The organism is Actinomycetospora soli, from assembly GCF_021026295.1.
Taxonomy (GTDB): Bacteria; Actinomycetota; Actinomycetes; order Mycobacteriales; family Pseudonocardiaceae; genus Actinomycetospora; species Actinomycetospora soli.
On the sequence record NZ_JAJNDA010000013.1, the window covers coordinates 148,982 to 171,355 of the forward strand.

At 74.4% G+C, this 22,374-nt stretch carries 21 protein-coding genes; 17 read left to right on the forward strand and 4 right to left on the reverse strand.

All coding sequences use genetic code 11. The features are described 5' to 3' along the window. The first annotated feature begins 58 nt into the window (after nucleotides 1-58). The 3 genes from LN037_RS21200 to dapB are packed head-to-tail and all read left to right on the forward strand — an operon-like array spanning nucleotide 59 to nucleotide 4,430. On the forward strand, nucleotides 59-2,338 hold the full coding sequence (locus tag LN037_RS21200; protein WP_230756411.1) for a polyribonucleotide nucleotidyltransferase: 2,280 nt from the start codon (nucleotides 59-61) through the stop codon (nucleotides 2,336-2,338). A 56-nt stretch (nucleotides 2,339-2,394) separates the two neighbouring features. Continuing rightward, the gene (locus LN037_RS21205) at nucleotides 2,395-3,687 is read left to right on the forward strand and encodes a M16 family metallopeptidase (protein WP_230756413.1); all 1,293 of its coding nucleotides are present in this window, start codon (nucleotides 2,395-2,397) and stop codon (nucleotides 3,685-3,687) included. Next, nucleotides 3,684-4,430 carry a 4-hydroxy-tetrahydrodipicolinate reductase gene (gene dapB, locus LN037_RS21210; RefSeq protein ID WP_308286172.1) on the forward strand — a complete coding sequence of 249 codons (747 nt, stop codon included), beginning with the start codon at nucleotides 3,684-3,686 and terminating at the stop codon, nucleotides 4,428-4,430. Before LN037_RS21205 ends, dapB begins: the two co-directional genes overlap by 4 nt. A 15-nt stretch (nucleotides 4,431-4,445) precedes the next feature. Here the strand turns inward: dapB and LN037_RS21215 are convergent, their stop codons facing one another. Then, complete coding sequence (locus LN037_RS21215) at nucleotides 4,446-5,030, reverse strand: GNAT family N-acetyltransferase (RefSeq protein ID WP_230756418.1); 585 nt, start codon at nucleotides 5,028-5,030, stop codon at nucleotides 4,446-4,448. Nucleotides 5,031-5,130: 100 nt separating this feature from the next. Between LN037_RS21215 and LN037_RS21220 the strand changes: the two genes are divergently transcribed. Continuing rightward, on the forward strand, nucleotides 5,131-5,622 hold the full coding sequence (locus LN037_RS21220) for a beta-class carbonic anhydrase (RefSeq protein ID WP_230756422.1): 492 nt from the start codon (nucleotides 5,131-5,133) through the stop codon (nucleotides 5,620-5,622). Between the two features lie 9 nt (nucleotides 5,623-5,631). Here LN037_RS21220 and LN037_RS21225 read toward each other — a convergent pair whose 3' ends face one another. After that, nucleotides 5,632-5,898 carry a DUF8836 family protein gene (locus tag LN037_RS21225; RefSeq protein WP_230756424.1) on the reverse strand — a complete coding sequence of 89 codons (267 nt, stop codon included), beginning with the start codon at nucleotides 5,896-5,898 and terminating at the stop codon, nucleotides 5,632-5,634. 108 nt (nucleotides 5,899-6,006) lie between these two features. Here LN037_RS21225 and LN037_RS21230 point away from each other — a divergent pair, with 108 nt between their 5' ends. Further along, nucleotides 6,007-7,263 (forward strand): winged helix-turn-helix domain-containing protein, encoded by a 1,257-nt coding sequence (locus LN037_RS21230; RefSeq protein WP_230756574.1) that lies wholly within the window; start codon nucleotides 6,007-6,009, stop codon nucleotides 7,261-7,263. Here the strand turns inward: LN037_RS21230 and LN037_RS21235 are convergent. After that, nucleotides 7,250-8,230, reverse strand: a complete 981-nt coding sequence (locus LN037_RS21235) for an NAD-dependent epimerase/dehydratase family protein (protein WP_230756426.1) — start codon at nucleotides 8,228-8,230, stop codon at nucleotides 7,250-7,252. The genes LN037_RS21230 and LN037_RS21235 overlap by 14 nt on opposite strands. 158 nt (nucleotides 8,231-8,388) lie before the next feature. On the opposite strand from LN037_RS21235, the gene LN037_RS21240 reads away from it, so the two are divergent. Genes LN037_RS21240 through LN037_RS21280 form a run of 9 tightly spaced genes read left to right on the forward strand, consistent with a single transcriptional unit; the run spans nucleotide 8,389 to nucleotide 17,797 of the window. Next, nucleotides 8,389-9,564, forward strand: a complete 1,176-nt coding sequence (locus LN037_RS21240) for an inositol-3-phosphate synthase (protein ID WP_230756428.1) — start codon at nucleotides 8,389-8,391, stop codon at nucleotides 9,562-9,564. Continuing rightward, complete coding sequence (locus LN037_RS21245; RefSeq protein WP_230756430.1) at nucleotides 9,564-10,463, forward strand: hypothetical protein; 900 nt, start codon at nucleotides 9,564-9,566, stop codon at nucleotides 10,461-10,463. The genes LN037_RS21240 and LN037_RS21245 overlap by 1 nt, the downstream gene beginning before the upstream one ends. Next, on the forward strand, nucleotides 10,460-11,596 hold the full coding sequence (locus LN037_RS21250; protein ID WP_230756431.1) for a class I SAM-dependent methyltransferase: 1,137 nt from the start codon (nucleotides 10,460-10,462) through the stop codon (nucleotides 11,594-11,596). Before LN037_RS21245 ends, LN037_RS21250 begins: the two co-directional genes overlap by 4 nt. Beyond that, nucleotides 11,590-12,594: a Gfo/Idh/MocA family protein gene (locus tag LN037_RS21255; protein ID WP_230756433.1), complete on the forward strand. Its 1,005-nt coding sequence runs from the start codon at nucleotides 11,590-11,592 to the stop codon at nucleotides 12,592-12,594. Before LN037_RS21250 ends, LN037_RS21255 begins: the two co-directional genes overlap by 7 nt. Continuing rightward, nucleotides 12,585-13,415: an MBL fold metallo-hydrolase gene (locus tag LN037_RS21260; protein WP_230756436.1), complete on the forward strand. Its 831-nt coding sequence runs from the start codon at nucleotides 12,585-12,587 to the stop codon at nucleotides 13,413-13,415. The genes LN037_RS21255 and LN037_RS21260 overlap by 10 nt, the downstream gene beginning before the upstream one ends. After that, on the forward strand, nucleotides 13,412-14,941 hold the full coding sequence (locus LN037_RS21265; RefSeq protein WP_230756440.1) for a YcaO-like family protein: 1,530 nt from the start codon (nucleotides 13,412-13,414) through the stop codon (nucleotides 14,939-14,941). Before LN037_RS21260 ends, LN037_RS21265 begins: the two co-directional genes overlap by 4 nt. Continuing rightward, complete coding sequence (locus tag LN037_RS21270) at nucleotides 14,938-15,774, forward strand: sugar phosphate isomerase/epimerase family protein (protein WP_230756444.1); 837 nt, start codon at nucleotides 14,938-14,940, stop codon at nucleotides 15,772-15,774. The genes LN037_RS21265 and LN037_RS21270 overlap by 4 nt, the downstream gene beginning before the upstream one ends. After that, entirely contained in the window at nucleotides 15,771-17,015 is a 1,245-nt protein-coding gene (locus LN037_RS21275) for a glycosyltransferase family 4 protein (RefSeq protein WP_230756445.1), read from the forward strand. Before LN037_RS21270 ends, LN037_RS21275 begins: the two co-directional genes overlap by 4 nt. Further along, nucleotides 17,012-17,797: a PIG-L deacetylase family protein gene (locus tag LN037_RS21280; RefSeq protein WP_230756448.1), complete on the forward strand. Its 786-nt coding sequence runs from the start codon at nucleotides 17,012-17,014 to the stop codon at nucleotides 17,795-17,797. The genes LN037_RS21275 and LN037_RS21280 overlap by 4 nt, the downstream gene beginning before the upstream one ends. A 54-nt stretch (nucleotides 17,798-17,851) precedes the next feature. Here the strand turns inward: LN037_RS21280 and LN037_RS21285 are convergent, their stop codons facing one another. Beyond that, nucleotides 17,852-18,823, reverse strand: coding sequence for a LysR family transcriptional regulator (locus LN037_RS21285; RefSeq protein WP_230756451.1), 972 nt, complete (start codon nucleotides 18,821-18,823; stop codon nucleotides 17,852-17,854). 77 nt (nucleotides 18,824-18,900) lie between these two features. On the opposite strand from LN037_RS21285, the gene LN037_RS21290 reads away from it, so the two are divergent. From LN037_RS21290 to LN037_RS21300, 3 genes are read left to right on the forward strand one after another with little or no spacing between them, the layout of a single operon-like run. Next, the gene (locus LN037_RS21290; RefSeq protein WP_230756453.1) at nucleotides 18,901-19,590 is read left to right on the forward strand and encodes a succinate dehydrogenase cytochrome b subunit; all 690 of its coding nucleotides are present in this window, start codon (nucleotides 18,901-18,903) and stop codon (nucleotides 19,588-19,590) included. Nucleotides 19,591-19,592: 2 nt separating this feature from the next. Continuing rightward, on the forward strand, nucleotides 19,593-21,575 hold the full coding sequence (locus tag LN037_RS21295) for a fumarate reductase/succinate dehydrogenase flavoprotein subunit (protein WP_230756456.1): 1,983 nt from the start codon (nucleotides 19,593-19,595) through the stop codon (nucleotides 21,573-21,575). Further along, a complete protein-coding gene (locus LN037_RS21300) occupies nucleotides 21,572-22,327 on the forward strand; it encodes a succinate dehydrogenase/fumarate reductase iron-sulfur subunit (RefSeq protein WP_230756458.1) in 756 nt (251 codons plus the stop codon). Before LN037_RS21295 ends, LN037_RS21300 begins: the two co-directional genes overlap by 4 nt. Nucleotides 22,328-22,374: the final 47 nt, after the last annotated feature.

The following is a 22,374-nucleotide window of genomic DNA, read 5'->3' on the forward strand; positions in this document are numbered from 1 at the left end:
GTCACCAGGTGGGAAGGCGCGGGACTCGCCAGTCCGTTCCCTCTGGAGGAACCCACCCATGGCGAACTCCGCCACCCCGGCCGTCGTCGACACCGAGACCGGTGTCCACGAGACCACCGCCGTCCTCGACAACGGCACGTTCGGCAGCCGCACGATCCGCTTCGAGTCGGGCCGGTTGGCCCGCCAGGCGGCCGGCGCCGTCGTCGCGTACCTCGACGAGGAGACGATGCTCCTCTCGGCGACCACCGCGTCGAAGCGGCCGAAGGACAACTTCGACTTCTTCCCGCTGACCGTGGACGTCGAGGAGCGGATGTACGCGGTCGGGCGCATCCCCGGCTCGTTCTTCCGCCGCGAGGGCCGCCCGTCGACCGACGCGATCCTCACCTGCCGCCTCATCGACCGCCCGCTGCGCCCGACGTTCGCCGCGAACCTGCGCAACGAGGTCCAGGTCGTCGTCACGGTCCAGAGCCTGGACCCGAACGACCCCTACGACGTGCTGGCGATCAACGCCGCGTCGGCCTCCACCCAGATCTCCGGCCTGCCCTTCGAGGGCCCGGTCGGCGCCACCCGCGTCGCCCTGATCAACGGGCAGTGGGTCGCGTTCCCGACGTGGGAGCAGCTCGAGCACGCCGTGTTCGACATGGTGATCGCGGGCTCGATCACCTCCGACGGCAGCGACGTCGCGATCTCCATGGTCGAGGCGGAGGCGACCGACAAGGCCGTCTCGCTCGTCGCGGGCGGCGCCCAGGCGCCCACCGAGGAGATCGTGGCCGCCGGCATGGAGGCCGCGAAGCCGTTCCTGCGCACGCTGTGCGAGGCGCAGCAGAACCTCTACACCTCGCTCGGGGTGGCCACGAAGGACTACCCGACCTTCCCGCCGTACCAGTCCGACGTCCTCGACGCCGTGACCTCCGCCGCCGGCGACGAGCTCGACAAGGCGCTCGCGATCTCCGGCAAGCAGGAGCGCGACGCCGCCCAGGACGCGGTCAAGGAGCGTCTGGTCACCGAGCTCGCCCCGAAGTTCGAGGGCCGCGAGAAGGAGATCGGCGAGGCGTTCCGGTCGCTGACCAAGTCGACCGTCCGCAAGAAGATTCTCACCGAGGGCTTCCGCATCGACGGCCGCGGCGTCACCGACATCCGCCCGCTGGCCGCCGAGGTCGAGGTCATCCCGCGGGCCCACGGCTCGGCCCTGTTCGAGCGCGGCGAGACGCAGATCCTCGGCGTCACCACGCTGAACATGCTGCGCATGGAGCAGTCGATCGACTCCCTCACCCCGGAGACGACGAAGCGCTACATGCACCACTACAACTTCCCGCCGTTCTCCACCGGCGAGACCGGGCGCGTCGGCTCCCCGAAGCGCCGCGAGATCGGGCACGGCGCGCTCGCCGAGCGCGCGCTGGTGCCGGTCCTGCCGACCCGCGAGGAGTTCCCCTACGCGATCCGGCAGGTCTCCGAGGCCCTCGGCTCCAACGGCTCGACGTCGATGGGCTCGGTCTGCGCCTCGACGATGTCGCTGCTCAACGCCGGTGTGCCGCTGAAGGCGCCGGTCGCGGGCATCGCGATGGGCCTGGTCTCCGGCGAGGTCGACGGCAAGGACACCTTCGTCGCGCTGACCGACATCCTCGGCGCCGAGGACGCGTTCGGGGACATGGACTTCAAGGTCGCCGGCACCAAGGACTTCGTGACGGCGCTGCAGCTGGACACGAAGCTCGACGGCATCCCCTCCGAGGTCCTGGCCAAGGCCCTCACCCAGGCCCGCGGCGCCCGCCTCGCGATCCTCGACGTCATGGCCGAGGCCATCGACTCGCCGGACGAGATGAGCGAGTTCGCCCCGCGCATCACCACGGTGAAGGTCCCGGTCGACAAGATCGGCGAGGTCATCGGCCCGAAGGGCAAGATGATCAACTCGATCACCGAGGAGACCGGCGCCGACATCTCCATCGAGGACGACGGCACGATCTACGTCGGTGCGGCCGACGGGCCCAGCGCCCAGGCGGCGGTCGACAAGATCAACGCCATCGCCAACCCGCAGATGCCGAAGATCGGCGAGCGCTACCTCGGCACCGTCGTCAAGACGGCCGCCTTCGGCGCGTTCGTGTCGCTGGTGCCCGGCCGCGACGGCCTGGTCCACATCTCGAAGCTCGGTGGCGGCAAGCGGATCGGCAAGGTCGAGGACGTCGTGAACGTCGGCGACAAGATCCGCGTCGAGATCACCGACATCGACAACCGCGGCAAGATCAGCCTGCTCCCGGTCAAGGAGGAGGACGCCTCGAACGGCACCGCGCCCGAGGCGACCGACTCCGCCGACGAGAAGGCCACCGCGGAGGCGTCCTCCTGACCGGCCTGATCGGTCCCGCCGACGGGCTCGTCACCACCGAACACCCGGGCCCCGGGGTGGCACGCACCGTGCTCCCCGGGGGCCTGCGGGTGGTGACCGAGCACGTCGCCGGGGCCCGGTCGGCCGCCGTCGGCCTGTGGGTCGACGTCGGCTCGCGCGACGAGCCGGGGTTCGACCCGGCCGCGCGCGGCGCGGCGCACTTCCTCGAGCACCTGCTGTTCAAGGGCACGCCACGGCGCACCGCGCGGCAGATCGCCGAGGAGATCGACGCCGTCGGGGGCGATCTCAACGCGTTCACCTCCAAGGAGCACACGTGCTTCTACGCGCACGTGCTCGACTCGGACCTCCGGCTCGCGGTCGACGTGGTCTGCGACGTCGTCCTGAACGGGGTCATGGACGCCGCCGACGTCGAACTCGAGCGTGACGTCGTCCTCTCCGAGATCGCGGGCCGCGACGACGACCCCGAGGACCTGCTCGCCGACGACTTCGACGACCTCCTGCTGGGCGACCACCCGCTGGGCGGCCCGGTGGTGGGGTCCGAGGAGTCGGTCGGGGACATGACCCGCGACGTCCTCGCCCGCTTCCACGGCGCGCACTACGTGCCGTCGCGGTCGGTCCTGGCCGTGGCGGGCAACGTCGCGCACGCCGAGGTGCTCGAGGCGGTCGCGGCCGCGTTCGGCGACCGGCTCACCGGTAGCGCCGCCGCGGCGGCGGCCCGGTCGGGCGCACCCGCCGCCGTGCCGACCCCCGCCGACCGGCTCTCCGTGCGCGAGGACGACACCGAGCAGGCCCACCTCATGCTGGGCGTGCCGTCGATCCGCCGCGGCGACCCGCGGTGGGAGGCGCAGCTGGTGCTGTCCACCGTGCTCGGCGGCGGCACGAGCTCACGGCTGTTCCAGGAGGTCCGGGAACGCCGGGGCCTGGCGTACTCGGTGTACTCCTCGGCCACCGGCTACTCCGACCTGGGCGTGCTCAGCGTCTACGTCGGCTGCGCGCCGGAGCGGCTCGGGACGGCGGCCGGGGTGCTCCGCGCCCAGCTCGGCGACCTCGCCGCCCACGGGATCACCGACGCCGAGCTGGTCCGCGCGCAGGGGCAGCTGCGGGGCGAGTACGTGCTCGGGCTCGAGGACACGCCGTCGCGGATGAGCTGGCTCGGCCGCCGCGAGCTCGACGGACCGGCGGCCCCGCTCGACCTGGGCGAGGCGCTCGCGCGGGTGCAGGCGGTGACCGTCGACGACGTCACCGCGGTCGCCCGCGAGCTGTTGACCACGCCGGTGACCGCCGCCGTCGTCGGGCCCTACGCTGACGCCGACGATCTTCCCGACGAGGTGCGTGAGGTGGCGGAGTGATTCGCGTCGGAGTGCTCGGGGCCCGGGGACGCATGGGATCCGAGACGTGCCGGGCCGTCGAGGGCGCGGACGACCTCGAGCTGGTGGCCACCGTCGACGAGGGCGACCCGATCTCGGCGCTCGCCGACGCCGGCGCGCAGGTGGCCGTCGACTTCACCCACCCCGCGGCCGTGGCCGACAACGTCCGCTGGCTCGTGGACCACGGCGTCCACGGCGTCGTCGGCACGAGCGGCCTGACCACCGAGGCGCTCGACGAGCTGCGGGGACGGCTCGAGGGCACCGACGGGCTCGGCGTCATGGTGGTCCCGAACTTCGGGATCGGCGCCGTGCTGATGATGCGGTTCGCGGCGCAGGCGGCGCGGTTCTACGACTCGGTCGAGGTCGTCGAGCTGCACCACCCGAACAAGGCCGACGCCCCCTCCGGCACGGCGACGCGCACCGCCCAGATGATCGGCGAGGCGCGGGCGGCGGCGGGGCTCGGTGCGGGCCCGGACGCGACGACCCACGACCCCGACCACGCCCGCGGCGCCACCGTCGACGGCGTGCACGTCCACGCGGTGCGCATGGCGGGCCTGGTCGCCCACCAGGAGGTCCTGCTCGGCAGCGCGGGGGAGACCCTGACGATCCGGCACGACTCGTTCGACCGCGCCTCGTTCATGCCCGGCGTGCTCCTGGCGGTGCGCTCGGTCGTGTCCCGCCCGGGCCTCACGATCGGCCTGGAGTCGGTGCTCGACCTCGAGTGAGCCCGGGGCCGCCCGTCACAGCAGCGGCAGGCCCAGGTCCTCCGCGGTCGGCACCACGGCGAACCCGAGGTCGAGCGGCCCGCCGAGCCGGACCTCGCGTAGCGGGCGGCCACCGGCGTCGAGCGTGCGCACCGTGCCGTCCGGCTCCCACCCGGCCCGCGCGTAGAACGCCGGCGACGCGGCGTCGCGCTCGGGCACCCAGGTCACGCCCCGGGTGGCGCCGCCGGCGCGCAGCGCCTCGGCCGCGGTGACGAGCAGCCGACCCCCGTGCCCGCGGCGGCCCCAGCGTGGTGACACCAGGAGCGTCGCGACGAGGCCCACCGACCCGGCGTCGTCGGGGACGGAGCCGACGGCGTCGGCGAGGTCGTCGGAGGAGGCGGGTCCGGCGAGCGCGAACCCGGTCACCGCGTCGCCCTCGGTGGCCACGAGCAGCCCCTCGACGGAGCGGCCCCACGCGGCGGTCACGGCCTCGTCGTCGAACCCCTCGGTGAGGCCGGCGGGCAGGAAACCGGCCCAGGCGGTCGTCCAGACCTCGCGCTGCACCGCGGTGACGGCGGCGGCGTCGTCGGGGGTCGCGGGGCGGACGTGCGCGAGGGCCATGCCCACGACACTAGGACGAGGGTCACCGCCCGACGTCGACCCCACCCGGCGTCGGGAATGATCACCGACGACGCATACCCCCGAGAGACAGGGAGCTCCCGTGTCCGTCACCGACGAGCTGCTGGCCGCCAACGAGTCGTTCGCCGCGGGCTTCACCGACGGCGGGCAGCCCGGCCCGCCGTCGCGCCACGTCGCCGTGGTTGCCTGCATGGACGCCCGCCTCGACGTCTACCGCACGCTCGGACTGGGGCCGGGGGAGGCGCACGTCATCCGCAACGCGGGCGGCGTGGTCACCGACGACGTGCTGCGGTCGCTGACGATCAGCCAGCGCAAGCTGAACACCACCGAGGTCGTGCTCGTTCACCACACCAGGTGCGGCATGGCGACCTTCGCCGACGACGACTTCGTGGGCGAGCTGGAGAGCGCCTGCGGGCAGAAGCCGTCGTGGGCCCCGGGCGCGTTCTCCGACACCGAGCAGGACGTCCGCGACTCGCTGGCCGCGGTCCGCTCCTGCCCGTTCCTGCTGCACACCGACGCGGTGCGCGGGTTCGTCTACGACGTCGACGCCGGCACGCTCACCGAGGTCTCCTGACCGCGCTGCTCAGGCCGGGCGCGGCAGCGGCAGCGCGGGCGGCTCGTCGTCGGCGAGCCGCACCGCCGAGGCCGGGTGCTCGACGAGGGCGAGCACGCGCGAGGACATGAACCGCGCGGTGCGCACCGGCGTGCCGCCGCGGGTCACCTCGCTCACCTCGACGACGCCGCGCCCGTGCGCCACTTCGACCCGACGGCCCGCCCGGGTGGCCGTGACGTCCCACGTGCGGGTGCTGCCACCGGCGTCCACGACGATCTCGACACGATCTCCGATCATGGGTCCTCCTTCAGCGTTCTCCCTGGTCAACGCCGGTGCGGGCAGCTCCATTCCGGTGGTTGTCGGGGGTGGCTGGCAGGATTCGGGCCCGTGGGAGCACCGGAGCGGATGGGCGCGGCGGCGGCGCGGCGGGCGGTGCTCGGCGCGCAGGGGCTGGACGCCCCGCCGCGGCCCGGCGCGCCGAACCGTGGCGGGCTCACCCGGCTCGTCCGCCACCTCGGTCTGCTCCAGCTCGACTCGGTGAACGTCGCGGTGCGGGCGCACTACGCGCCGGTCTTCGCGCGCCTCGGCGCGTACGACCGGGACGTCCTCGACGCGCTGGCCTGGCCGCACACGGCGGCCGACCGGCGCCGCCGGGCGTTCGTCGAGTTCTGGGCGCACGAGGCGAGCCTGGTGCCGGTGGAGGACTGGCCGCTGCTGCGCTGGCGGATGCGGGACAACACCGCGCGCACCAGCCGGTGGCTCGGCAACGCCATGGACCATCGGCCGGACATCCTCGACGCGGTGCACGACGCCGTCGCCGCGCACGGTCCGCTCGAGGCGCGCGAGGTCGAGGCGGTGCTCGGCGACGGCGGGGAGCGCCGCGCCCGCGCGCACGGCGGGTGGTGGCACCGCTCGGACGTCAAGGTCGCCTGCGAGCACCTCTTCGCCACGGGGGTCCTGACGACGGGGACGCGGCGCGGCTTCCGCCGCGCCTACGCGGTGAGCGAGGACGTGCTCCCGCCCGACGTGTTCGCGCAGCACCCCGACCGCGCCGAGTCGATGCGGCGGCTCACCCTGCGGGCCGCGGCGGCGCACGGCGTGGCCACGGAACCCGACCTGCGCGACCACTACCGGCTGCCGCCCGCGGAGAGCCGGGTCGCGGTGGCCGAGCTGGTCGACGCGGGGGAGCTCGAGGAGGTGGAGGTCGCCGGGTGGGGTGCGCCCGCGTACCGGTTGCCGGGCACGCGCGTCCCGCGCCGGGTCACCGGGCGGGCGCTGCTCGCCCCGTTCGACCCGCTGATCTGGTTCCGCCCCCGCACCGTGCGCATCTTCGGCTTCACCTACCGCATCGGCATCTACACGCCCGCCGAGCAGCGCACCCACGGCTACTACGTCTTCCCGTTCCTGCTCGACGGGCAGCTCGTGGGCCGGGTCGACCTCAAGACCGACCGGGCGGCCGGCGTGCTGCGCGTGCCGGCCGCGTTCGCCGAGCCGGAGTGCGTCGAGCGCGGCGCCGACGAGGCCCGGGTGGCGGCCGAGCTCGCGGGCGCGCTGCGGGACATGGCCGCCTGGCTCGGCGTGGACGACGTCGTCGTCGAGGGCGGCCCGCTCGCGCCGGCGCTCTCCCGGGCGCTCGCGAGCGAGCGACTCACCGTGCCCTGACGAGCGCCGCCTCCCGGGCCGCGTCGAAGCCCGCGGCGAGGTCCCACCGCCCGGCGGCCTGCTCCAGCACGTCCCGGGCGGTCTCGACGGCGGGGCGGAACCGCAGTCCGGCCTGCAGGGCCGCGGAGGCGTCGATCGCGTCCTGCGGGATCTGGTCCTCGGGGAACCACAGCGGCCGCGCCTCCTCGTCGACGTCGCGCAACGACGTCCGGAGGTAGTCCTCGTCCGCCCACGCCCACTCGACGTCACCCGGCCGCCCGCCGGCGGCGACCACGCACTCCTCCAGCACCGCGGACAGCGGCTGCGCGCGGCCCGGGCCGACGGTGTCGAAGACGCCCGCGAGCCGGCGGTCGAGCGCCGACACCATGAAGGCGGCGATGTCGCGGGCGTCGCTGTACTGCACGACGCGGCCGGGGTCGCCGGGCGCGAGCACGGTGCGCGACGCCGAGCCCGCCAGGGCCCGGGCCGCCCGCACCGGCCACCACGTGAACCGGTCGGTGGGGTCGTGCGGCCCCACCATGATCCCGACCCGGAACACCGGTGCCGGCCCGTCGAACCGGTCGGCCACGGCGGCCTCGGCGGCGAGCTTGTCGAGGGACCGGTCCTGCAGCACGTCGTCCGCGGCCCCGGGCCGCCGCACCGGGTCACCGGCGCCCGGCACCGTCGGGCCCTCCGGGTCGTAGACGCTCATCCCCGACACGTAGCCGTAGACCCCGGCCGCCCCGGAGAGCGAGGCCGCGGTGCGGGCCACCGCGTCGGGGTCGGAGAACGTGTCGAGCACGGCGTCGAAGCGGCGGCCGTCCAGGGCGGAGAGGTCGCCCTGCCGGTCCCCGGCCAGCGCCTCCACGCCGTCGAGGGGCGGCGAGCCGCTGCGGGAGAGCACGGTGACGGCGTGGCCGGCGTCGAGGCCCGCGGCCGCGACGTGGCGGCCGAGGAACCCCCCGCCGCCGAGGACGAGGAGGTGCACCCGCGCGGCTACCCACCCGCCGCGTCCGGTCACGCGCCCGCGTCGCCGACGCCACGGAGCAGGAGAACCGCCGTTTGCGCGGCCCGGCCGGTCGGGGAGCACACCGGAGTCGGTCCGCGGGGAACCGCCGGACCGCGCCTGCGACGAGGAGGACTCGGGTGTCGGACGAGCAGCGCAAGGTCGGTGTGGCCGTGGTCGGGGTCGGGGGCGCGGTCGCCACCACGGCCATCGCGGGGGTCGAGCTGCTGAAGGTCGGGGCGTGCGGCCACGAGGGCCTGCCGTTCGCGGACGTGACCTCGCTGGTGCCCTACACCTCGCTGGTGTTCGGGGGCTGGGACCTCGACGGGGACGACCTCGCGAAGGCCGCCCACCTGCACGGCGTGCTCGAGCCGCGCGTGGTCGAGGCCGCCGGCGCGGGCCTCGCGGCCGTGGCGCCGTGGCCCGCCGTCGCGGACCCGGACTACTGCCGCAACGCGATCGGGGCGAACGTCATCCCGATCTCGACGCTGCGCGGGCGGGTCGACCACATCCGCAGCGACATCGAGCGCTTCCGCACCGAGCACGACCTCGACCGCGTCGTCGTCGTGAACCTCGCGTCCACCGAGCGGTGGCCGGACCTGACGCTGCCGTCGCTGCAGACCCCGGAGGCGTTCGAGTCGGCGCTCGACGCGGACGACCCGGTGATCAGCCCGAGCATGATCTACGCCTACGCGGCGATCACCTCGGACTCGCCGTACGTGAACTTCACGCCGAGCGCGTCGGCGGACATCCCCGCCCTGCTCGAGCTGGCCCTCGAGCGCGGTGTCCCCGTGTCGGGCAAGGACGGCAAGACCGGCCAGACGATGATGAAGACGGTCCTCGCCCCGGCGTTCCGGTCGCGGTCGCTGCACGTCGACGGCTGGTACTCCACCAACATCCTCGGCAACCGCGACGGCCAGATCCTCGAGGACGCCGACTCGCTGTCGAGCAAGCTGCAGACCAAGGGCACGGTCCTCGACCAGTGCCTCGGCTACGAGGTCGAGGACCACATCGTCCGGATCGACTACTACCGGCCGCGCGGGGACCAGAAGGAGGCCTGGGACAACATCGACCTGACCGGCTTCCTCGGGCAGAAGATGCAGGTCAAGGTGGACTTCCTGTGCCGGGACTCGATCCTGGCCGCGCCGCTGGTGCTCGAGCTCGCGCGCATGGTCGACGAGGCCGCCCGCCGCGGCGAGGGCGGTGCGCAGGAGCAGCTCGGCTACTTCTTCAAGCAGCCCATCACCCGCGACGGCTCCGAGCCCGAGCACGCGCTCTACCGCCAGGAGCAGGTGCTGCGCGACTGGCTCGCGTGATGGTCACCGCCGGTCCCGGCGAGCTCGTCGGGACGTTCCGGGAGATCGGCGACCTGAAGCGCGTGCACGTCGCCGGCCGCCCCGGCTCCCTTGCCGACCAGGCCTTCCTGCGCGCCTGGTCGGCGCTGGTCGCGGGGGCGGACCCCACGACGGTGGCCGAGGCGGAGTGCGCCGCCGCGGTCGCCGGGGCCCGCCTCGCCGGCCTCGACGGCGCGGTCCTGCGCGACGCCGGGCTCACCGACGACGAGGCGCGGGCCGTCCGGGCCCGGGCCGTCGCGGAGGTCGGCGCCGTCCTTCCCGCCGAGCTCCGGGCCCGGCTCACGAACGCGCCCGACCCGGTCGGCGACCCGCTGACCGCCCCGCCCTTCGCGGTCACCCTCGTCGACCAGCCGCGGGCCGGGGCGACCGCTCCCGGCCGGCCCCGCCTGATCGTCGAGCCCCCGGAGGACCACGGCGAGCACTGCTGGGCGGTCGCGGTGTACGGCGCGCTGCTCGCCCCGGGCTACGGCGCGGACCTCGGCGAGGCGTTCCTGCTCGGGCTCGCCCACCACCTGCACAACGTCGCGCTGCCCGACGCCGGGTTCGCCGGCGAGATCCTGCTCGGCGACCACCTCGACGGCGTGCTCGAGCGGCTCACCGAGCGCGAGCTCGCGGCGCTGCCCCCGCTGCTCGCCGACCGCCTGCGGCTGCTCCTCGCCGCGCGCACCGACGCCGACACCCCGCTCGGGCGCGCCTTCCACGCCGCCGACGTGCTCGACCGGGTGCTGCAGGTCCACCACCACGCGCGGGCCGCCGCGTTCACCGCCGCCGACGCGCTCGTCGACCTGGAGCTGGTGCACGTCTCGCCGGTCTCGGCCTTCCACGACGCCGTGCTCACCGAGGCGGGGCTGGCACCGTGACGCTCCTCGACCCGCAATCGCGTCGCCCGCTGGTGGCGGACACCGTGCACTCGCTGTCCGACGGCGAGCGACGCCGGCCCGTCCTCGACGGCATCCCCTACCTGCGGACCGGCCGCGACGAGCTCGCGGCCGAGGCCCTGGCCGCCCTCGACGACGGCCGCGTGGCCGACGCCGCGGCCGTGCTGCTCGCCGACAACGACGACTGGTGGGACCAGCCGCCCCCGCCGCCCGAGCGGCTCGCCGCCGTCCACGCGGCGGCCGCCGACCCCACGACGACGCTGCGGGACGCGGCCGCCGCGCTCGGGCTCGGACGGGTCGGCGACTACTTCCTGCACCGCGACCACGACCCGTCGGGACTCGCGGTGACGGCGCTCGTCGCCACCCACCCGCCCGCGGGCCGCGAGGTCGTCGACCTCGCGTGCGGTGCGGGACACCTGCTGCGCCGCCTCGTCCTCGAGCCGGGGGAGTGCGCCGGCGCCACCGGGATCGACATCGTCTTCGCCAAGCTGTGGCTCGCCCGCCGCTTCGTGCTGCCGGCCGACGCCGACGTCCGCCTGGTCTGCGCCGACCTCCGCTCGCCCTGGCCCCTGACGACCACCGGCGACGCCTGGGTCTCCTGCCACGACACCCTCTACTTCCTCGACGAGCCCGCGGACGTCCTGCACCGCGCCGCGGACCTGGCGGGCCCCGGCGGTGCGGTGCTCGCCGCGCACTGCCACAACGCCGACCACCCGCTGGGGGCCGCCGGCCGTCCGCGCCGCCCGGCCGAGTGGGCGGCGATGCTGCCCGACGCGCGCACGTACACCGAGGAGGAGCTCACCCGCGCCGCGCTGGACGCCCGGCCCGCGCGACCCGCCGTCGGGACCGACCTCGACGCCACCGAGGCCGTGGCCCTGGCCCTCGACCGGGCCGCCGTGCCGCCGCGCCCGGCGCTGCTCGGGCCGTCGCCGGGCGCGGAGCTGCACCGCAACCCGCTCTACCGCGACGGCGTGCGGCACTGGCCGAACGCGCGGTGGGGCGCCGAGTACGGCGACCGGGTCGCGGACTACCTGCCCGAGCACGTGCCCGCCGACCTCGACCGCGAGCAGGCCGTGCGCCGCCGGGTCCTCGTCGAGCTGCCGACGCGATGGTGAGCACCCGGTGGGGTGTCGTCGGGCTCGGCTGGGTGGCCCGCGACCACGTGCTCCCCGCGATCGCCGCCGACCCGCGGGCGCGGCTCGTCGGCGTCTGCGACCGCGACCCGGCCGCGCTCGACGGCCTGCCCGGGGACGTCGTCGCCACCACCGACCTCGACGTGCTGCTCGGGGAGCGGCCCGACGCGGTCTACGTGGCCACCCCCAACCACGCCCACCTGCCGGTGGTCCGCGCGGTCGCCGGGGCCGGCGTCCCGGTGCTGTGCGAGAAGCCGATGGCGCACACCCGGGAGGACGCGGGCGCCATGGTGGACGCCGCCGGTGAGGTGCTCGTGGCGACGGCGTTCGACCAGCGGTTCCACCCCGCCCACCGCCGGATCGCGGCGCTGGTCGCCGACGGTCGCGTCGGCACCGTGACGGCCGTCCGGATCGTCTACGGCTGCTGGCTGCCGCCGGCGTGGACCCCGCCGCACAGCCGCGCCGACACCAACTGGCGCGTCGACACCGCCCTGGCCGGCGGCGGCGCGGCGATCGACCTGGCGCCGCACGGCCTCGACCTCGCGGGCACCCTGCTCGGTGAGGACGTCACGAGCCTCACCGCCGTGACCCGCCGTCGGGTGCACCCCTACGCCGACCCGGCGGCCGACGACGGCGCCGTGCTCGTGGGCGCCACCGCCACCGGCACGCTGTTCAGCGCCCACGTCAGCTTCGCCCTGCCCGACGCCCTGCCACGCCGGCGCCTCGAGGTCGTCGGCACCCGCGGGCAGCTGGTCGCCGAGGACACGCTCGGCCAGGTCGCGGGCGGGGCGCTGACGTTCCTCGACGCCGCCACCGGCGACGCCGAGGTGATCGCGTTCGACTCCGACGGCCCCTTCGAGCGCCAGGTCGCGGCGTTCGGCGCCGCCGTGCGCGGCGAGGTGGCCTGGCCCTACCCGCTCGCCCGCGACCTCGCCCTCCACGACCTGCTCCTGACCGCCCTGGAGGCACCGTGCCCCTGAGCCCCTGGACCTGCACCAACTGCGGACACTGGCAGCGCTGGTTCGCCACGCCCCCGGCCTGCCCGGTGTGCGTCGACGTCCGCAACGCCCTGCCCGACGACGGCTGGGACTTCCGGCCGCTGACGGAGATCGCCCGCGGCCGCGAGGCGCGCTGGGCCGAGGTGCGCCCCGGCATCACGGGGTTCTGGTGCGAGCCGCAGGTGGGGCTGGGCACGTGCGGCTGGGTCATCGAGACCGAGGCCGGTCTGATCGGCTGGGAGGGCGCGGGCTTCTACCCCGACGACGGGCTCGCCGAGATCCGCCGTCGCGGCGGCCTGGCGGCGCTCGCGGCGAGCCACGTCCACGGCTACGGCGCGCTGTTCCAGCTGCAGGACGCGCTCGACCCGCCGGTCCTGGCGATCGGGGTGCGCGACCTGGAGTGGACGAAGGCCTTCCGGGTCACCTGGCCCCTCGACGACCGCCACGAGTTCGCGCCCGGCCTCGTCGCCCACCGCACCGGCGGGCACTTCGACGGCCACATGGTCCTGCACGACGAGCGGCGCCGGGTCCTGTTCTGCGGCGACATGCTCAAGGCCGCGCTCGACGACGAGGGCCGCGCGACGGGGCTCTCCGCCCACAAGGCCTACCACGCCCAGATCCCGCTCTCCCACCAGGAGATCCGGGACGCGTACAAGGTCATCGGCAACCTCGAGTTCGACGCCGTCGCCACGCCGTTCGAGTTCGTCGAGGGCGTCACCACCGCCCACGTGCTCGCGCTCTACGACCGTCTGCTGTCCGCGCAGCCGGTCGCCGGGCCGATCCCGCTGGCGGAGCTCTCGTGAGCGTGCTCGACGCCCTGGACGCCACGGCCCGCGACTACACCGCGGCGCTGCCCCCGGGGGAGACCGACGAGATCGAGCTCCGGGAGGCCGACCGCACCGGGGTCCACGTGGTCGCCGCCGACTTCGCCGACCCCACCGGCGAGTGGCCGCGGTCGGGCTCGTTCGGCTACGGCCTGTCCGTCGAGCGCGCCCGGGTCGCGGCCCGCGCAGAGCTCGCCGAGGAGATGCTGCTCTCCCGGCACCTGCGGACCCTGACACGCACCCGCGACTCCTGGACCGCGCTGCGCGCCCGGTACGGCGACGACGGCGTGGTCGACCCGCTCCGCCTGACGCTGCCGGCGGGCGGCACCTATGACCCCGACGCCGAGCGCTGGTGGCTCCCCGCCACCCGCGTGCGCACGGGGGAGACCGTCCTGGTGCCGGCCGAGTTCGCGGCCGCGTACCCCGTCGACCTGCCGTGGCAGGACCCGGCCGAGCGGCTCACCACCGTCATCACCAACGGCTGCGGCGCCGGCGACACCGTCGAGCGCGCCCTCGCGCACGCCCTCGGCGAGCTCCTCCAGCGCGACGGCAACAGCACCGCGTTCCGGGCCCTCGACCGCGGGATCGTCCTCGACACCGGGCCCGACGACGGGTTCGTGGCCGACCCGGACACCCGGGCGCTGCTCGCGCACCTGCGCTCGGTCGGGATCCGGGTCGTGCCGAAGCTCGCCACCACCGCCTTCGGCGTCACCGACCTGCACGTCGTCGGCCACGACGTGGCGGGGGACCCGCCGCACCCGATCGCCCTGACGGCCTGCGGGGAGGCCGCGCACCCCGACCGCGAGGTCGCCCTGCAGAAGGCGCTGCTCGAGTTCTGCTCCGCGCGGGTGCGCAAGACCTTCGCCCACGCCGCCCTCGACACCGTCCGGCCGCTGGCGCCGACGAGCTACTGGGACCGCGAGCTCGCCCAGCCGCTGCCCGCGCAGGAGGCCCGCGCCTTCACCACCATGCAGGACTGGACCGCCCGCGGCGCCGACGAGCTGCGCGGCCTGCTCGAGCCCGTGCTCGCCGAGCACACGCGGATGCGCTTCGACGAGCTGCCCACCACCGCGGTCGGCGAGCCCGTCGCCCTCCTCGACGACCTCATGGGGCGGCTGCGGGAGTTCGACGTGCTCGCGGTCCTCGCCGACCGGGACGGCGCGTGTGCGGTCAAGGTGATCGTGCCCGGGCTCGAGGTCGAGACGATGTCCTACGGCCGGATCGGGCGCCGCGGCGTCGACCGGCTGCTCGACCGGGCGGCCGACCCGCACGACCCGGCGTTCGGCCTCGTCGGGCTGGGCGCCCCGCCGTCGCCCGGGGCGCGGCCGGTGCTCCTGCCCGACGACGAGGCGGCGCGCCTCGGCGACGAGCGTGGCGACGACCGCGCCTGGCTCGACCGCGACCGCGTCGACCGGGTGGTCGGCGACCTCTACCCCCTCTACCGCGAACCGACCCGGCACGCCGTCGCCCGGGTCGCCGCGGGCGAGGAGGTGGAGCTGCGATGAGCCTGCGCTGGGCCTACAACACGAACGGCCTGTCGTCGCACCGGCTCGACGACGCCCTCGCGCTGCTCGCCGACCACGGCTACGCCGGCGTCGCGCTGACCCTCGACGTCGCCCACCACGACCCCTTCGCCCCCGAGCTCGCGCGCCGCACCGCGGCCCTGGCCGACCGGCTCCGGGGACTCGGGCTGTGCAGCGTCGTCGAGACCGGTGCCCGGTTCCTGCTCGACCCGCGGCGCAAGCACCACCCGACACTCGTCAGCGCCGAGCCGGCCGACCGGACCCGCCGCGTCGCGTTCCTGCGGCTGTGCGTCGACGTCGCGGCCGACCTCGGGAGCGAGGCCGTCTCGTTCTGGGCCGGTGTGCTCGCCGCCGGGCTCGACCGCGACGAGGCGTGGAAACAGCTGGTGCACGGGGTCGCCGCCGTCACCGAGTACGCCCGAGGCCGGGGCGTGACGGTCGCGGTCGAGCCGGAGCCCGGCATGCTCGTCGACGACCTCGACGACTGGTCCGCGCTGCAGGCCGAGGTGCCGGGCATCGCGCTCGCGCTCGACACCGGGCACTGCATCGTGTCCGGGCGCTGGGACCCCGCCGACGCGGTCCGGGCGTTCGCCCCGCAGCTCGGGGCGGTCGCCGTCGAGGACATGCCGCGCGGCGTCCACGACCACCGCGCCCCCGGCGAGGGGGACATGGACCTCGGCGCGGTCGTCGCGGCGCTCGGCGCGGTGGGGCACGACGGGCTGGTCAGCCTCGAGCTCTCCCGCGACTCCCACCGCGCCGACCGGCTCGTGCCGGAGGCCATCGCGACGCTGCGCGCCCTGGAGGACGCCCGATGAGGATCTGTTTCGTCTCGCGCCGCTACTGGCCCGCGGTGTCGGGCATGAGCGCCTACGCGGAGAACCTGCTGCGCCACCTGGTGCGGGCGGGCCACGACGTCACGATGATCTCGCAGTACCGCGGCGACCCGGCCGGACGCGCGGTGTACGGCGGCGGCCCCCCGCCGCCCGAGCGCGTCCCCGCAGGCGTCGAGGTGGTGGCGCTGGAGGCCCACGGCGAGCAGGAGGTCGTCGCGGGCCGGCCCGCCGCGTTCGAGGCCGACGTCGCGACGATGCAGGCCACGATCGCCCGCCTGCACGCGCAGCGGCCGTTCGACGTGCTGCACGCCCAGTACGCCTACCCCAACGGGCTGGCGGTGCTGCGGGCCGCGCACGGTCTCGGGCTGCCCGCGGTGGTCAGCGTGCAGGGCGGCGACGGCCACTGGGTCGGCACCTGCTGCGACACCCACCGCGACCTCGTCCGCGCGGTGTTCACGCACGCCCCGGCGCTGGTGATCGGGTCGCCGTCGTTCGCCGCGGAGGTGTCGGCCCGGCACGACGTCGACCCGGCCCGCTGGACGATCGTCTCCGGCGCCACCGACACCGAGCGCTTCACCCCGGCGCACGAGCCGGGGGCCCTGCGCGAGCCCCCGACGCTGCTCTACCACGGTCGCGTCGACGCCCGGAAGGGCGTGCTCGACCTGCTCGAGGCGCACCGCACCCTGCTCGACGGCGGGCGCGACGTCCGCCTCGTCGTCTCCGGGATCGGGCCGGACACCGCCCTCGTCGCGGAGCGGGTCACCGAGCTGGGCCTGGACGACCACGTGTCCCAGCTCGGCTACACGCCCTACGAGCGGGCCCACGAGGTGTACGGGCTCGGCGACGTCTTCGTCAGCCCCACCTACGCCGAGGGCTTCTCCAACACCATCCTCGAGGCGATGGCCTCCGGCCTGCCCGTGGTGTCCACCGACGTGGTCGGGGTCCGCGACTGCGTCCGCCCGGACGACAACGGTGTCCTCGTCCCGGCCAAGGACCCCGCGGCCCTCGCGGCCGGGATCGCGCGGGTGCTCGACGACGGGTCCCTGCGGCGGGCCATGGCCGCCCGTGCCCTCGACGAGGTGCGGGCGGTGTGGTCCTGGCCGGTGATCGCCGACCGGGTCACCGACGTGTACGACACGGTCCGCGACGTCCCCGTGCCCGCGATCCCCGACCCGCCCGTGGACCCGTCCTGCCGGTTCCGCGCGGCGCCCCACCTCCTGTGACGCGGGTCGTGGCGGTCAGCCCGCACCTCGACGACGCCGTGTTCTCGGTGGGCGGCACCCTGGCGCGGCTCGCGGGATCGTCGGACGTCACCGGGGTCACCGTCGTCACCTGCTTCACCGGCTCGGTCGACCCCGCGGTGGCGACCCCGTTCGCCCTGTCGACCCAGCTCGACAAGGGCCTGGCCGCGGACGTCGACTACATGGCGCTGCGCCGCACGGAGGACCGCGACGCGCTCGACGTCCTCGGCGCGGCGCCGCGGCACCTGGGCCTGCTCGAGGCGCCCCACCGCGGGTACGACTCGGCCGCGGCGCTGTTCGCGGGCCGGCGCGGGGGCGACGTCGTGGCGCGCCCGCTCACCGAGGCCCTGGCCCCGGTGCTCGCGGGTGCCGACCTCGTGCTCGCCCCGCAGGCCCTCGGCGACCACGTCGACCACCAGTGGGTGTCGGCGGTCGTGGCCGGGCTCGTCGATCCCGCGCGCTGCGGCTGGTGGCGCGACACCCCCTACGTCGCGCGCCGCCCCGACGCGACGCCGATGGACCACGTGACGGGGCGGGAGGTCGCCGTCGACGTCACCGGCGAGCTGGACCGCAAGGCCGCCGCGGTCGCCTGCTACCGCACCCAGGTGCCGTTCCAGTTCGGGTCGGCCGACGCCGCCGGCCCGGCCCTCGAGGCCCTGGCCCGGGACGAGGCCGCGCGGACCGGGACGGGGACCGCGGTGGAGGCACTGCGGGTCGGCCCGCGCGCGGGCGGGGTGCTGGCCGCGCTGCTCGGGGCGTCCTGACCCGCGGGGTGGAGCGGGCGCGGCCGTGGGTACCCGCCGTCAGGATCGAGTGACCTAGGACGACGGATGGATGAACCGGACTCCCGGCGGCAGGCCGCCGGTGCGCGAGGTGCGGGCCAGCACGGCCAGGAGCGTCTCGCGGAACGCCTCCGCCGCCCGCGTGGGCGCGACGTCGGTGCGGTGCGCCAGCACGATCGTGCGGTGCGTCCAGCCGGTGCCGTCGAGCCGCGTGGTGTGCAGCCCCGTGCGGCCCGCGAGGACCAGGCTCGGCACGATCGCCACGCCCAGCCCGCGCTCCACCATGCGCAGCACCGCGTCCATCTCGCCGCCCTCCACGGCGATCCGCGGCGTCACCCCGGCCGCCGCGCACGCGGACAGCACCGCCTCGCGCAGCTCGTAGCCGGGGCGGTTCAGCACCAGGGGGTGCCGGGCGATCTCGGCGATGCCCGCGTGGTCGCCGAGCACCTCGTCGAGCGGGGCCCGGCCGGCCGTCGCGGAGACCGCCACCAGCTCCTCGCGCAGGACCGGGGTGAGCGCGAGGGGGACCCCCGCCGGACCCGTCGTCGGGAACCCGTCGGCCTGGTGGATGACCAGCGCGAGGTCGAGCTGCCCGTCCTCCAGGTCGCCCACGAGATCCCGCGACCCGCCCTCGGAGATCTGCAGGGAGACGCCGGGGTAGGAGTCGTGGAACACCGCGAGGACGTCCGCGACGACGCTGACGCAGAGGGAGGGCGTGGCCCCCAGCCGGAGGCGCCCGCGGCGCAGGTTCGCCAGCTCGGCGATCTCCAGCCGGGCGGTCTCGACGTCGGCCACGATGCGCCGCGCGAGGGGCAGCAGGGTCTCGCCCGCCGATGTGAGTGTGACGTGATCCCTACCCCGCGTGAACAAGGTCTCACCGAGATCATCTTCGAGTGCCTGGACCTGTCGGCTCAGCGTGGGCTGGGCGACCCGCACATCCGCCGCTGCCTGCACGAACCGTCCCGTGTCCGCCACAGCGAGGAAGTAGATGAGCTGTTTGAGGGTCACCTCGATAGCTTAAGAGCATCGCTGAACCGACTTGCATGCATTGGCAGTCGGCGTGTTCCCGGGCTTAGCGTGTCGCCGTGGTCCTGACCCAGCAGCGCAACATCGTGACGAGGACGTGGGGTTCGTCCGTCGGCAAGAAGTTCGTCATGGCCGTGACGGGCGTGATCTTCTTGCTGTACGTGATCGCCCACATGATCGGCAACCTGAAGATCTTCTTCGGGCAGGAGACGTTCGACGCGTACTCCGAACACCTCCGGACGCTCGGGGCCGAGATCTTCGGCTACGAGGGCGTCCTGTGGATCATCCGCGTCGTCCTGCTCGCGTCCGTCGTGCTGCACATGGCCGCGGCCTTCAGCCTCTGGTACAAGGCGAAGCGCGCGCGGCCGGTCGGGTACCAGCACAAGGGGCACCAGGGCAGCTACGCGGCCCGCACCATGCGGTGGGGCGGCGTGATCATCGCGCTGTTCGTGATCTGGCACATCCTCGACCTCACCCTCGGCACCGTGAACCCGGACCCCGCCGGGGGCGCCTACGCCAAGCTCGTGGCGAGCTTCGACCGGCCGATCGTGGCGATCTTCTACATCGTCGCGATGGTCGCCCTGAGCTTCCACATCAGCCATGGCCTGTGGTCGGGCATCCAGACGCTGGGCGGCAACAGTGCCGTCAAGCAGCACGCGTTGAAGTCGTTCTCGATCGTCGTCGGCGTCGTCATCGCCGTCGGCTTCGCGATCATCCCGGTGTCCGTCATGTTCGGTCTGGTGAGGTGACCATGTCAGAGCTGCAGCAGGAGCCGACGGCGGTGCAGGGCGAGGGCCGCTGGTTGCTCGGCGACCCGATCGCCGACGACCGCGCCCCCGACAGCCCGGTGGGCGACCGGTGGAGCGACCGCAAGTTCTCCGCCCGGCTGGTCAACCCGGCCAACCGCCGCAAGATGACGGCGATCATCGTCGGCACGGGGCTCGCGGGCGGCGCCGCCGCCGCGACGCTCGGCGAGGCCGGCTACCACGTGAAGTCGTTCTGCTTCCAGGACTCGCCCCGGCGCGCGCACTCCATCGCCGCGCAGGGCGGGATCAACGCCGCGAAGAACTACCGCAACGACGGCGACTCGGTCCACCGGTTGTTCTACGACACCGTCAAGGGCGGCGACTTCCGCTCGCGGGAGTCGAACGTGCACCGGCTGGCCGAGGTCAGCCTCAACATCATCGACCAGTGCGTCGCGCAGGGCGTGCCGTTCGCCCGCGAGTACTCGGGGCTGCTCGACACGCGCTCGTTCGGTGGCACGCAGGTGTCGCGCACGTTCTACGCCCGGGGCCAGACGGGTCAGCAGCTGCTGATCGGCGCCTACTCGGCGCTCGAGCGCCAGATCGCCGCCGGCACCGTCGAGATGCACCCGCGCACGGAGATGCTCGACCTGATCGTCGCCGACGGGCGTGCCCGCGGCATCGTCACGCGCAGCATCCTCACGGGGAAGATCGAGACCCACCTGGCCGACGTGGTGGTGCTCTGCACCGGCGGCTACGGCAACGTCTACTACCTGTCGACGAACGCCAAGGGCTCGAACGTCACCGCCGCCTGGCGGGCGCACAAGCGGGGCGCGCTGTTCGCGAACCCCTGCTACACGCAGATTCACCCGACCTGCATCCCGGTCTCCGGTGAGTACCAGTCGAAGCTGACCCTGATGTCGGAGTCGCTGCGCAACGACGGCCGCGTCTGGGTGCCGAAGGAGCGCGGGGACAACCGCCCGCCGAACCAGATCCCCGAGGAGGAGCGGGACTACTACCTGGAGCGGCAGTACCCCAGCTTCGGGAACCTGGTCCCGCGCGACATCGCCTCGCGCGCCGCGAAGAACATGTGCGACGCCGAGCAGGGTGTCGGCCCCGGCGGTCTCGGCGTCTACCTGGACTTCAAGGACGCCATCGGGCGTCTCGGCCGCCACGCGGTCGAGGCCAAGTACGGCAACCTCTTCGAGATGTACCAGCGCATCACCGGGGACGACCCGTACGAGGTCCCGATGCGCATCTACCCGGCGATCCACTACACGATGGGCGGGCTGTGGGTCGACTACGACCTCCGCTCGACCATCCCGGGCCTGTTCGTGGGCGGCGAGGCCAACTTCTCCGACCACGGCGCCAACCGCCTGGGCGCCTCGGCGCTGATGCAGGGACTCGCCGACGGCTACTTCGTGCTGCCGACGACGGTGCCGAACTACCTCGCCGACGGGCCGTTCGACCCGATCGACGAGAGCCACCCCGCCGTCGTGGAGGCCGTCGAGTCCACCAAGGGGCGCATCGACAAGCTGCTCTCGGCCAACGGCAACCGCACGGTCGACTCGTTCCACCGCGAGCTGGGCCAGCTGATCTGGGACCAGTGCGGCATGGCGCGCAGCAAGGAGGGGCTGGAGAAGGCCCTCGACCGGCTGCCGTCGCTGCGCGAGGAGTTCTGGCGCGACGTCAAGATCGTCGGGACCGGCGACGGGTTCAACCAGTCGCTGGAGAAGGCCGGCCGCGTCGCCGACTTCCTCGAGCTCGGTGAGCTCATGTGCACCGACGCCCTCCACCGCGAGGAGTCGTGCGGTGGCCACTTCCGGGTGGAGCACCAGACCGAGGACGGCGAGGCGCAGCGCGACGACGAGAACTTCTCGTACGTGGCGGCCTGGGAGTACGGCGGCGACCAGTCCGGCGCCAAGCCGATCCTGCACAAGGAGGACCTCGAGTTCTCCTACGTCCACCCGAGCCAGCGGAGCTACAAGTGAGAATCACGCTGCGCGTCTGGCGTCAGAAGAACGCCGACGCCAAGGGCAAGATGGAGAAGTACAAGCTCGACGACGTCGACGAGGACATGTCGTTCCTCGAGATGCTCGACGTGCTCAACGAGAAGCTCATCCTGCAGGGCGAGGACCCGGTGTCCTTCGACCACGACTGCCGCGAGGGCATCTGCGGCTCGTGCGCGATGGTCATCAACGGGACCCCGCACGGCCCGCAGAAGAACACCACGACGTGTCAGCTGCACATGCGGCACTTCAAGGACGGCGACACGATCGACGTGGAGCCGTGGCGGGCCCGGGCCTTCCCGGTGATCAAGGACCTGGTGACCGACCGGTCGGCGTTCGACCAGATCATCCAGGCCGGCGGCTACGTCAGCGTCAACACCGGGTCCGCGCCGGAGGCGCACGCGACCCCGGTCGACAAGGTCTCGGCGGACGACGCGTTCGACGCCGCCACCTGCATCGGCTGCGGCGCCTGCGTCGCGGCGTGCCCGAATGGCAGCTCGATGCTGTTCACGGCCGCCAAGGTCACGCACCTGGGGCTGCTGCCGCAGGGCCAGCCCGAGCGCCAGACCCGCGCGATCAGCATGCTGGCCAAGCAGGACGAGCTCGACTTCGGTGGCTGCACCAACGTCGGCGCCTGCGCGGAGGTCTGCCCGAAGGGCATCCCGCTGGCCTCGATCTCGCGGCTGAACCACGACGTCCTCGGCGCCACCCTCGCGGGGGCGCGCGCGGACTAGCCCGACCCACGAGCGGCCCGTCCGTCACGGAAGATCGTGACGGGCGG